Below are 12,419 nucleotides of genomic sequence, written 5' to 3' on the forward strand. Positions count from 1 at the left end.
GTGGAGCCGATACTTCAGCGGAGGCTAGCGAGGGCTCGTGTGCGGCAGGTGGGCGGCCAGGGTCGTGAAGTACGGCCATTTCGACCACTCCCGCCGGTCGCCGATGACGTAGAGCCGGCGCTTCGCCCTGCTGATCGCGACGTTGAGCAGGTTCGGTCTGGCCGATGCCCACCTGCGTGCGCCGGGCTTGCCGGGGGCGCTGCCGAGAACGAGTACGACGATCTCGGCCTGCTTGCCCTGCGCGACGTGGATGGTGCCGGCGGTCAGGCCGGGGTACTGGTGCCTTCTACCGGCGAGTTGCCTGGCGATGTCGCGGAACGGCCCGATCACCATCACGTCGGACATGGCGAAGCCGTCCAACCCCCCGAGCGTGGCGAGGATCCGGTCGAGCTGGCGACCTTCCTCTGGGATCCAGTGGCCGCGTGCCCCCTCCCCCTCGACGTCGATCCACTTGGACTCCGGCAGCGTCGGATAGGCCTCGGCGAACCGTTCCCCGGCGCTCGTACCGGTTCCGTTGATCATGAGGCCGTCGTAGGCGATGGTGTTGACGATGCCGAACATCGGTTGGTCGCAGCGCCGGTGCACGGTCAGCGGAACTCCCACCCAGGTCCTGTCGTCGTTGGTGGGCAGCCAGGTGCCGAGCCGGGTGAGGCGGTCGGCGAGCCGTTGGACGGACGTACGGCTGGTCAACCACTGCTCGTCGACCCCCAGCTCGTTGCGGATCGCCTGCTCGGCACGGAACGGCAGCGTGACCACCGGCTCCAGCTGCAGCGGATCACCGACGACCACGGCACGCCGCGCACGCCACAACGCGCCGACGGCCTTCTGCGGCGTCGCCTGCCCGGCCTCGTCGATGAGCAGCCAGCCCAACGCCTCCCTGCCGAGGTGGCTGAACATCCGCGCGTACGAGTCGAACGTCGTCGACACCACGGGCACGACGAAGAACAGGCTCTGCCAGGCCGCCAACACCGCTTCCTCCGGCGCCTCGTCGGGCACGTCACCGCTGAGCACGTCCATGAGGGCCTGCAGGTTGCGCCGCATGTCCTGGGCCGCGTGCCGCAGGAACGCCTTGTGCAGGGCCAACGCGGCGAGGAAGAGCTCGCTGCGGGCCCGGTTCCACTCCGCGTCGGTCCACAGGGCGACCGTCTCCCTGCGTTCACGGTCGGTCCGCCAGGTGGCGTCCGGGTAGTGCCTGCCCAAGGCCGCCGCCGCGCGCTCCAGCAGCGCGTCGAGAGCCGCGATCTCCGTCTCGCAGGCCTGTACGGCCTCCTCGCTCCCGGTTCGGGCCCGGAGGGCGGCGGTGATCTCCTCCTCGGCCAGCGCCACCTGCCGGCGCGCCGCCACCAGCGGTTCGTGGTGGACCACGGGCCTGGGCACGCCGGCGGACAGGACGTGCCGGGCCTCCGCCAGCTCCTGCCGAGCGGCGGCCACCGCCCGCCGCACGGTGTCGATCTCGTGCTCGGCCGCGGCCAACTCCTTCCTGGCTCGGTCCAGTTCCTCCTGCGCGTCGTGCAACTGGCCGGTCAGCCACTCGTCGTGCTGCGCCCACTGCCGGCCGGCGGCACCGAACGTGCGCACCCGCTGCCACAGTCCCGGCCGTGTCTCGCGGTAGTCGGCGCGGAACTGCCAGCGCCGAGGCATCTCGGCCTCCCACGACCGCACCGACCGCTCGGCGTCGGCCCGGCGTCCGCCGGCGACACTGTCGATCTCCGCCTCGCCCTGGCGGACCAGCCGCTCGGCGTCGGCCACCCGGTTGCGCGCACGCTGTTCGGCCTCGGCCTGCCGGGTCCGCGCGATCCGCTCCGCTTCCGCCGCCTGTTCCCGCTCGGTGACGACAGCCGCCTCGCGGCGCGCCCGCGCCTGCCCGACCCGCCGCCCGGCCGCGGTCACCGCACGGCGCAGGCTCGCCAACCTGTCGTCCATCCGTGCCCGCTTGTCGACGGTCCGGTACACCTCGGCACGGTCGGCACGCACGGCCGCCACCCGCGCCGCCACGGCCCGGAAGTCCTCGACCTCCGCCGACCACGACCTGTCAGGCGGAGTCTGTTCATAGTTCCTCAGTACCGTGTTCAGTCCGTACCACGCCTGGTCGTCCTCCGGGTCGTCGGGCGTGTGGTACCAGAACGCACCGGCGAACCGGTTGCGGTTGGCCTTGTTGCCCAACCGCGCCGCCACCATCCCCCAGGCACGCGAGCTGGTCGCCGCGGCCGGCCGCTCGGCCGAGGCGTCCGAGCCGGCGAGCAACGCCGTGCCGATCTCCGGGAAGTACGCCAGCTCCGCGGCCTGGTCGGCCCACGCCCCGTCGATCGCGGACTCGGCCGGGATCTCATCGGTCACGTTCTCGACCGCGCCGTTGTTCGCCGAGGCGACGACCATCTCGAAGCCGGTGAGCTCGGGCCGCCACACGCTGACCACGCGCTTGTACGGCCCTGTCTCCCAGCGCCGCTTCGTGCCGGTGAACGCCTTGCCGGGGTTGGCCAGCGCCGCCAGCCGCTCAGCCCGCGCCACCACCAGCGCTGCGACGAGGTCACGCAGCATCGTGGTCTTTCCCGTGCCGGGCGGCCCGTTGACCCCCATGATGCCGGCGCCGGTCATGCCCACCGCCGCGCTCACGGCCAACTGCTGGTTCTGCGCGAGCGCGTGCTCGGGATGACTGGGCCAGCGTCCGGCGGGCACCACCTGCGGCGCGGTACCCGCCAACACGGCACCGAGCCCGGCGCGCACGTCGACCCGATCGGCCGCCGAGATCTCGGCCTCGGCACGCAGGTAGTCGTGCAACGCGGCGCCGACATCGCCGCTTCGCACGCGTTCGGCGACCTTGCCCAGGTCGTCCATGATGAAGCTGTTGAGGAAGTCGTGCCCGCCCTGGTCGTCCGCGTTGCGCCGGCCCACGATCTGGCTCTTGACCCGGATCTCGGCGCAGGACAGCGCGCTGCCGATCCCTGCCGCGCCCACGGCGGCGTCCAGGCATGCCAGGAGGTCGGCGCCGGTCAGCACCCGGGGCACGGACAGCGGCGGTGCCTCGTCGTCGCCCGACGGCACGATGTCGGTGACCGCGTCCCGCAACGCCTCCTCGAAGTCGGTCGCCGCGCCCCGGAAGCCGGACAGCCAGTCCCGCCCGCGACGTCGCCGCACCGCCTGGCCCGTGGCCCACGCGCAACTGGACAGCACAGCGGAGTCGACGAGCGCACACCCCTTCTCGTCGACCACGAACGCGGCGACGGCGCTCTCCCCCGCCGGGCGTTCGTCGTAGCTGTCCTCGTCCGGCGCGAAGACCCGGGAGATCACCTCGAACATCTCCTCGAGCCCGTAGACACCCAGATAGACCTTGTGGCGCCAGGTCTGCGTCCGGTTCAGCTTCCGCCGGGCCAGCTCATGACGCGCCTCCCACGGCAGCGCCTGACCGGGCCGCACCGAGAACACCAACTGCTCACGGTCGACCCTGTCCACCTTCTGTGGGCTGAACATCTCCACGGTCCGCCAGAATTCGAGCACCTCGGCCCGTTCCGCGTACTTCCCCCGTGCCAACCCGACTCCGATCGCCGACCAGACAGTCCGAACGCGGAGGATGATAACGGTGCCCCACTTACCTGCGAATCATTTCCAGAGTTGTGCACGCGCGAGTAACACGAGTCTCCTTCTGCGCAATACATCCGAGAACAAACAACGTCAATCAGAGCCAGTGGGTAATGGGCCAGACGAGTTTCTGGGTTTCATGACAGCGCGAATTCGCGAAGGCCCGCGCTCATCCGACGCGGGCGGGGTATACACGGCATGTATACGTCCAGTGTATACTCCCGCCGTGCCCATCGCGAACACCTTGCTCGGCGCGTTCACCAGCGCCGGAACCCACGCGCGCCGCCGGATCGGCGCCACGCTGGTGCCCGCGGCGCCGGTCCGGGCGGCGCCATGAGGGCGTCGGCTCGGCGGCGCGGGCGCCTCACCACCTGGGCGGGTGATCTGGCGCTGGGGATCAGGCTGGCCGTCGGGGGCGGACGGACCTCCGGGACGGCGATCGCCCGGCTGCTGCTCGGCACGGTCGGCGTCGGGGTCGCGGTCACGGTGCTGCTGTTCGCGGCCTCCGCGAACCACGCGATCTCCGCGCGCAGCGCCCGCCAGCTCGCCGGCGTCCCGGTCGACGTCCCCGTCGCCGGGGTGACGCCGTTGTCCATGGACGACACCAGCACGTCGTTCCGGGGTGAGCGCATCTCGATCCGGTACGTGCACGCGAACGGTCCGACGGCGCCGGTGCCACCCGGCCTGGATCGGGTGCCCGCTCCCGGGGAGACGGTCCTGTCCCCCGCGCTCGCCGAGTTGCTGCGCTCCGACGACGCGACCCTGCTGCGGCCGCGGTTCCCCGGGCGCGCGGTCGGCACCATCGGCCAGGCGGGCCTCGCCAACCCGGACGACCTGCGCGCGTACGTCGGCGCCGACGCCTCGTTGCCGGGTGAGCGGGTCTACTCCTTCGGCGCCCCCGGCGAGCCGGACGGCCTCGACCCCCGGCTGCTGGCCGTGCTGCTGATCGGCGTCGTCTCCCTGTTGGCGCCCGTCTTCGTGTTCGTGGCGACCTCCGCGCGCATCGCGGGTGCCGAGCGGGACCGGCGGCTCGCCGCGCTCCGGCTGGTCGGCTCGGACCTGCCGCAGGTCCGCCGGATCGCCGCCGGCGAGTCGCTGGTCACCGCGGTGGCCGGGCTGGTGCTCGGTGCCGCGGCCTTCCTTTTCCTGCGGCAGCTGGCACCGTCCGTGCGGGTGCGGGACGGGAGCCTGTTCGTCAGCGATGTCACGCCGCCGTGGCCGCTGGTGGCCGTGGTCGTGGTGGTGGTGCCCGCGCTGTCCGTGCTCAGCTCGCTCCTCGCGCTGCGCGGCACGGCGATCGAGCCGCTCGGTGTCGTCCGACGCGCCAGGCCGGTCCGGCGCCGGCTGTGGTGGCGGCTGGTCCCCGCCCTCGCCGGGGTGGTCCTGCTGGTGCGGCTGTCGTTGCGCGACGACTCCGGGCTGACCACGACGTCGGTCGCGGTCGGGGTGACCTGCCTGCTCGTCGGCGTCCCCGCGCTGCTGCCGTGGCTGCTGGAGCGCGCGGTCGGGCGGTTGTCCGGCGGCCGTCCGGCGTTCCAGCTCGCGGTCCGGCGCCTGCAGCTCGACAGCGGTACCCCGGCACGGGTGGTCGCCGGGCTCGCGGTGGTGCTGGCCGGGGCGATCGCCGTGCAGTCGCTGCTGACCGGACAGGCCCGGGAGTTCGACCCCGGCCCGCTGCCGCGCCAGGACGACACGCGGCTGACCGTCGACACCGACGCCACGAACGCGGACGCGGTGGCGGCCGCGCTGGCGACGGTGCCGGGGTTGGGCCCCCTGCACCTGAGGCGGACCGTGGACCTGCGCGGGCCGGACCCGAACACGAGCGTCGGCATCGAGGTCGCCGACTGCGCGACCTGGCGGGCGCTCGCCGGCCTCCACGACTGCCGCGACGGCGCCGTCTACGTGGATCGGACCGTTCCTCTGCCCATCCACACCGGACAGTCCTACGCGGTGAGCTACTACGCGGAGGGCCAGCACTCGATCGGCACCTGGACGGCACCGGACCTCATCCCGGTGGCACCACCGGCGGACAGCTCGAACCCCCCTGTCATGGCCACGCCGGGCGCGATGCCCGGCCTCGACCTGAGCCGGGTCTGGGCGAACGGCGAGGTCCGGGCCACCTGGCGCGACCCGGACCTCGCCGAAGTCGCCCGCAACGCGCTCGCGCCGTTCGCCTGGCACGCCTCGCTGTTCGTCCAGGACCCGGTCCAGCTGACCGACAGCCAGCGGTCCTACCTGGCGATCCGGGCGGGACTGCTCGCCGGGTCGGTGTTCACGCTGCTGCTGGCCGGGGTCAGCCTGCTCGTGCTCGGCCTGGAACAGCTGCGCGAGCGCCGGCGCACCATAGCGATGCTCGCCGCGACCGGCGTGCCGGTGCGGGTACTGGCCCGGTCGGTGGTGTGGCAGAACGCGATCCCGTTGCTGCTCGGCATCGCCACCGCCGTGGTGACCGGGATCGGAGTCGCCGCACTGGGCGCCCGCCTGACCAGCGCGCGCTTCACGGTCGACTGGCCCGCCGTCGGCGTCCTCAGCGCGACCGCGGCCGCGCTGGTACTGCTGGTGACCACCGTGACGCTCCCATCACTACGAGGCGCGGCCCGCCTGTCCTCGATGCGCACCGAATGACCTACCCGTCCGCTTCTTCAGGCGCTCCCGCGGCGGCACCCGCACGGGGTGCCGCCGCGGGCCACGGTTCTCAGCCGATCTGGTATGCCCGGACGATCGTCTGCGTCAGCTGGTTGCCGTCCACATCGGACGCCCGGGACCGCAGTGAGGCGTAGCCGCTCCTCGGGTGTCGCACGGTCACCGTCCAGTGGTCGTGGTCACGGCGGACATCGGCCGGTTGCCAGGTCGTGCCGTCGTCGTAGGACACGTCCACCGACAGCGATGTGACCTGGGTCGGGCCGTCCTGGCGCTCCACGTACGCCGGGAAGGAGAACCGGCGGTTGCCGGGCGCCCGGTTGCGCAGGTCCACGGCGGGGTCGAACCGGGTGGTCAGCATCGGCAGCGCCTTGCCCTCGCCGGCCGACGAGGAGTGGAAGGTCCACTCCGCCGTGACCACTGTGGACAGTGTCCAGCTGTCGCTGGCCTGCCGGGCGTCGGCCACCACCCGGTAGGACGAGTCCGCGTCCGGCGCCGGGTACTCGGCGAACTCGCTCACCGGGGTCGTGCCCAGCGCCACGCCGTCCCGGTACACGGTGACCGATCCGGTGCCGAAGCCGAACCCGTCGACCGTCCGCGGCCGGCCCGCCGCGTCGCCGTACATCGGCAGTGCGACGCTGATCCGGCCGCCGTTGCGCCAGGACCACGGGTGCGGTTGCTCGACCACGGTGTTCACCGTGGTGCCGTGCAGCGTCGGCCCGACCACCGCCTTGTTCCACACGATCCGGGTGGGCGGCCGGTGGGCGGCGAGCGTCACGGTGTCGTCCAGGATGTTCGGCCCGGTGCTCCAGCCCAGGTCCCACTCGGTCGGGGTGAAGTACTCCACCCGTTCCTGCTGGGACGCCGTCTGCGCGAACCACCCGGTGCCGATGTAGCGGTCGAACAGCTTGCCGAACCCGACGAAGCCGCCGATGTTCGGCGCGTTGTCGTGGTAGGCCGCGCGCATCGTGGCCAGGTCCCTGGTCCGCGGCCGGTAGGTGACCGGCGCGGTGACCTGCCGCTGGACACCGTGGACCAGCTCGTACCGCAGGTCGGTGGTCGCCCGGCTGGCGTAGTTGACCGTGGTCTCGCCCTTCTTGACCAGCTCGACCAGCCGGTCGACGGTGCCGCTGTCGCGGCCGTAGAAGGTCGGCACCGGCTCGCCGTCGACCGGGTCACCCGGTGGCAGCGGGACGGCACCCTGGTCGACGAACCGGAACATGGCGAGCTTGCCGCCGGCCTTGCCGATGTCGACGGCACGCCGCACCCACTCGTCCCGGCCGAGGTTCGGGTCGAACTCGACCACCACGAGCTTGCCGGTGGCGTCGATCCTGGCGAGGTCCTCGGGCGTGCCGGAGCCGCCGTAGACGGCGGTGAGCGGGGTCTGCTCGGTCGGCGGCGGACTGAACAGCGACTGGAGGTCGACGTCGAACGGCTGTCCGTCGTTGGCCACCATCTCCAGTGCCGGCTCGGTGGCCCGGCGCGCGATGCCGAGCGCGTAGGCGTCCGACGCCGTGCCCGGCAGGGTCGCGGCGTACAACGGCTCGAACCGCGGGTCGCCCTCGTAGTAGAGCGCGAACGAGCAGCCGCAGTCGTCCACCCGGGACAGCGCGTAGAGGGCCTGCGTCCCGCCGCGGGCGGCCGGGTTGTCCGGCTCGGCGGTGACCGGCTGGCCGATCCGGGCGTCGAACACCTGCGTGACGTCCCGGTCCAGGGCCAGCTCGGGATGGCTGACCATCGTGAACGACGACTCCTGGCCCGGCACCGCGGTGGTGATCGCGGCGTGCACGGCGTACCGGCCGCGGGGCAGGGTGAGCGTCGTGCCCGACGCGGCGAGGTAGGAGTCCCCGGACCCGAGGTCGTAGATGTACACCATCGATCGCCCGTCCTCCGGCGACGGTTGCGCGCCGTTGCGGTCGAGCATCGTGGGGGTGAAGGAGAACCGCTGCTCCTGCTGGTACACCGAGATCGCCGTGCGGGTGTGGACCGTGCCGGTGGCGTCGCCGGCGACGAGCACCCCGGAGTAGGTCCCGGTCTTCCCCTCCTGGCCGGTGACGACCAGTTCGACCGGCACGCTGCCACCGGCCGGCACGGTGACGCTGTCCGCGGTCAGGGTGGCCAGTCCGGCCGGGGCCGGCCGGCCCTTGCCGTCGACCAGGTCGGCGTGCAGTGCCAGCGTCACCGGCGCGGCGCCGGTGTTGGTCCAGGTGACCGTCCGCCGCACCTGCGACCCGGTGTTCGGCCAGGGCAGGTACGCCGACGCCGCGGCGGTGGCGACGACCGGTGTCGCGGTCGCCCGCGCCAGGTCCAGCCGGCCGGCACCGACCTGGAACACGCCGGCACCGGGCAGCTCCTGCGCACTGCTGACCAGGGCCGACTTCAGCGCGGACGCGGCCCAGTCCGGGTGCTGCTGGGCCAGGATCGCCGCCGCCCCGGCCACGTGCGGGGTCGCCATCGAGGTGCCGTCGAGTCGCTGGTAGGCGTCGCCGACCGGCTCGCCCAGCGGTGCCACGCCGGCCGGCCGGGCCGCGACTATGCCGCCGCCCGGTGCGCTGATCTCCGGCTTGGCCGCGCCGTCCCCGAGCCGCGGGCCGCGGCTGGAGAAGTCGCTCGGCTTGTCCTGCTTGGACACGCTGCCGACCGCGAGCGCGTCGTCCGCGCTCGCCGGGGAGGACACCGTCCCGTCCGCCCCGAAGTTGCCGGCGGCGATCACGAACAGCGTCCCGTACCGGCGGCTGAGCGTGTTCACCGCGATCGACATCGGGTCCTGGCCGTCGGTGGGCTCGCTGCCCAGGCTCATGTTGACGACCTTCGCGCCGGACTCCGCGGCCGCCCACCGCATCCCGGCCAGGACGCTGTCGTCGGTGCCCCAACCCGTGTCGTCGAGCACCTTGCCCACCGCGAGGGTGACATCCGGCGCCACGCCGCGGTACTTCCCACCCGAGGCCGCGCCCGTCCCGGTGATGATCGACGCCACGTGCGTGCCGTGCCCGAACCCGTCCTCGACCCCGCCGGATCCGGTGAAGTCCGCGCTGACCGCGGTCTTGCCGACCAGGTCCGGGTGGTCGGTGTCGATCCCGGTGTCCAGCACCGCGACCCGCACCCCGGCCCCGGTCAGCCCGCGCTGCCAGGCCGTCGGCGCGCCGACCTGCGGCACGCTCTGGTCCAGGGTGGCCCGCACCCGCTTGTTCAGCCAGACCTTGCGGACGCCGGTGGCGCTCCGGGCGGTGGGCGAGCCACCCGTCAGCGCACCGTAGAGGCCCGTCGCGCTGTCCTTGTTCTGGTCCAGCGCGGTCAGGTTGAGCTCCGGCAGCGCCCGGCGCACCGAGGCGCCGGCCGGCACCGCGGCCCGGGCCCGCGCGCGGGCGTCGGTGTACTGGACCAGCAGCGGCACGGCGGCGGTGTGCGCGTCGTCGTAGCGCTGCCGGATCAGCCCGGTGACGTTGAACAGCTCGGGGTCCAGCACGCCGTCCGCCACCAGCAGGGCGGCGTCGCCGGGCACGACGTACCGGTCGCCGTCGTGCCAGTAGTCCTGGAACGGCACCGAGTGGCCGCGCGGCGCGGGCTCGACCCGCAGCGGAGCCGACGGGCCACTCCCCCACAGCTCCACCCGGTCCCCGCTGACCAGCGTGACCGAGACCGGCTCACCCCGGCCCGCGGCGGCGCCCTGTTGGGCCACCGCCCCCGGTCCCCCGCTCGCCACGACACTCGCGGCCAGCGCGGCCGCCAGCGCGACCACCACCCCGCCACGCCACCACTTTCGTCGCCCCACCACTTCTCCTCCCGGTCAGGAAATCCCTCCCTCCGTGAGAACTGGGTCGCACCGGGTTCCGTTTACTCCCCGCGCCGGATGAGGACCGAATTGCGCCATCCGGCCCAGCGCCCGGCACCTGGCAACTGGCATCACCGGTTGGCCCTGCCGACCGATCCGGGCCGTGACCTAGCGTGCCGGGCATGGTGCGTCGTGGCGTGGTCGTCGCCGGGCTGGTCGGGGTGCTGTCGGGGTTGGTGGCCGTGCCCGCGTCCGCGGACGAACCCGCGTTCGTCGTCGCGGACGGGGTGACCCAGCCGATCCACTCGTTCGCCGACGCGGTGCGGGAGACCGTGTGGGTGGACATCGGGCTGGACCTGGACGGCAACGGCGTCGGCGACCGGGTGGCCACCGACATCATCCGCCCCGCCACCACCGCGCGGGTCCCGGTGATCATCGACGCCAGCCCGTACTACGCGACCTCGGGGCGCGGCAACGAAAGCGAGCGCAAGAGCTACGACTCCGCCGGTCTGCCGGTCAAGTTCCCCCTGTTCTACGACAACTACTTCGTGCCGCGCGGCTACGCGGTCGCACTGGTCGACTTCAGCGGGTCGTCCCGGTCCACCGGCTGCATGGACACCGGCGGCCGGTCCGAGGTGGCCTCCGGCAAGGCCGTGATCGACTGGCTGAACGGCCGGGCCAGCGCGTACTCGGCGGTGTCGGGCGGCTCGGTGGTGACCGCGGACTGGTCCACCGGCGCGGCCGCGATGATCGGCAAGTCCTGGGACGGCAGCATCACCCAGGGCGTGGCGGCCACCGGGGTCGACGGGCTGCGCACGATCGTGCCGATCTCGGCGATCAGCTCGTGGTACGACTGGTTCCGGTCCGACGGCGTCGCCTTCCGCGACTTCGGCACGCCAACGAGCCTGGCGTCGGGCTTCGAGAACACCGGCGCGAAGTCCCGGTGTGCGGCCGTGCGGTCCGAGATGACCGCGGGCGCCCCGGCCAACGGCGACTACACCGCGATGTGGCAGCAGCGGGACTTCGTGCGCAGCGCCGCGAACGTGCGGGCCGCGGTGTTCTCGGTCAACGGGCGGGCCGACCTGAACGTCAAGCCGGTGAACTGGGGCCAGTGGCTGGACGCGCTGCCGGCGTCGGTGCCGCGCAAGCTGTGGCTGTCCCAGACCGGGCACGTCGACCCGTTCGACTACCGGCGGGCCACCTGGGTCGCCACACTGCACCGCTGGTTCGACCGGTGGCTGCTGGGCGTGCCGAACGGGATCGAGAACGAGCCGCGGGTGTCGGTCGAGCGCGCCGTGGACCAGTGGAGCGACACCGCGGACTGGCCGCCGGCGGGCACGCGGACGCAGACCCTGTACCCGGTGGCCGGTTCGGTCGCGGGCGTCGGCAAGCTGCGGACCACCCCCGCAACGGCGACATCCTCCTTCACCGACAACGGTTCCGGGACCCCGGCGAGCTACATCGCCTCTCCCACCACGACTTCGGCCCGCCGGGTGGTGTACAGCACCGGCCCGCTGACCGCGGAGCTGCGGGTGGCCGGCATCTCGCGGATCACGGTCGCCGCCACCCCGTCGACGTCCACCGCGCACCTGTCCGCCTACCTGGTCGACTACGGCACGGCGACGGTCCGCGGCAGCTCCGGCGAGGGCATCCGCACGCTGACCACCGAGTCGTGCTGGGGCGAGGACCGACCAGGCGACGACGCCTGCTACCGCGACACGGTGGCCACCACGGCCACCGTGGACGCCCAGATCATCGCCCGCGGCTGGGCCGACCTGGCCAACTACGCCTCGCTCAGCACGCCCCGCACGCTCGTCCCGGGCACCAGGTACACCATGACGTTCCGGCTGTCCACAACGGACTGGGTGGTGCCCGCCGGGCACCGGCTGGCACTGGTGGTCGCCGGCAGCGACAGCAGCATGACCAGCACTCCGGCCCAGCTCCCCCAGGTGACCATCGGCCTGGCCGAGACCTCGGTACAGATCCCGCTGCTGGGCACGCTGCCGGCGGCCCCGTCGGCGGCTCAGTCGGCGGGTCCGCCGGTGACCAGGATCCAGCCGGACATCGTGCCGGGCCGGCTGGCCGGCTGACCGGTGCGGTGGTGACGGACCTGTCGCCGTTCCCGGCGTAGCCTTGGTGACGTGGCGTTCCACCTGGCCCAGGCGAACATGTCCCGGCTCCGCCACCCACCGGAGGACCCGCGGTCCGCCGAGGTGACGGCGGCGACCGAGCGGATCAACCGCCTCGCCGACCAGGCCCCCGGTTTCGTGTGGCGCGAGCGCGTGTACCTCGGGGACGACAGGCGGCTCATCGTCAACGTGTCGGTGTGGACGTCCTATGCCGCACTGCACCAGTACGCCTACCGCAGCGCCCACAACCACTACATCCGCCGGCAGCGCCAGTGGTTCGAACGGGTCACCCAGCCCAGCAC

At 72.9% G+C, this 12,419-nt stretch carries 5 protein-coding genes; 3 read left to right on the forward strand and 2 right to left on the reverse strand.

All coding sequences use genetic code 11. The features are described 5' to 3' along the window. Positions 1 to 24: 24 nt before the first annotated feature. Positions 25 to 3,528: an AAA domain-containing protein gene (locus ACJ73U_RS20375; RefSeq protein WP_407779246.1), complete on the reverse strand. Its 3,504-nt coding sequence runs from the start codon at positions 3,526 to 3,528 to the stop codon at positions 25 to 27. 381 nt (positions 3,529 to 3,909) lie between these two features. Here ACJ73U_RS20375 and ACJ73U_RS20380 point away from each other — a divergent pair, with 381 nt between their 5' ends. Beyond that, positions 3,910 to 6,201: an ABC transporter permease gene (locus ACJ73U_RS20380; RefSeq protein WP_407779247.1), complete on the forward strand. Its 2,292-nt coding sequence runs from the start codon at positions 3,910 to 3,912 to the stop codon at positions 6,199 to 6,201. A gap of 70 nt (positions 6,202 to 6,271) precedes the next feature. On the opposite strand, the gene ACJ73U_RS20385 is transcribed toward ACJ73U_RS20380, so the two are convergent. Beyond that, the gene (locus ACJ73U_RS20385; protein ID WP_407779248.1) at positions 6,272 to 9,988 is read right to left on the reverse strand and encodes a S8 family serine peptidase; all 3,717 of its coding nucleotides are present in this window, start codon (positions 9,986 to 9,988) and stop codon (positions 6,272 to 6,274) included. Between the two features lie 182 nt (positions 9,989 to 10,170). On the opposite strand from ACJ73U_RS20385, the gene ACJ73U_RS20390 reads away from it, so the two are divergent. Together ACJ73U_RS20390 and ACJ73U_RS20395 are read left to right on the forward strand one after the other, a co-directional pair. Further along, on the forward strand, positions 10,171 to 12,078 hold the full coding sequence (locus tag ACJ73U_RS20390; protein WP_407779249.1) for a Xaa-Pro dipeptidyl-peptidase: 1,908 nt from the start codon (positions 10,171 to 10,173) through the stop codon (positions 12,076 to 12,078). Positions 12,079 to 12,129: 51 nt separating this feature from the next. Beyond that, positions 12,130 to 12,419: DUF3291 domain-containing protein (locus ACJ73U_RS20395; RefSeq protein ID WP_407779250.1), on the forward strand; the 290-nt coding region annotated here is incomplete at its 3' end.

This window comes from Actinophytocola sp. (assembly GCF_045807065.1).
GTDB lineage: Bacteria > Actinomycetota > Actinomycetes > Mycobacteriales > Pseudonocardiaceae > Actinophytocola.

What these genes read in the sequence shown, in the direction of transcription:
- ACJ73U_RS20380 (WP_407779247.1), top strand. Translation starts at nt 3,910, where the DNA reads ATGAGGGCGTCGGCTCGGCGGCGCGGGCGCCTCACCACCTGGGCGGGT.
- ACJ73U_RS20390 (WP_407779249.1), top strand. Translation starts at nt 10,171, where the DNA reads ATGGTGCGTCGTGGCGTGGTCGTCGCCGGGCTGGTCGGGGTGCTGTCG.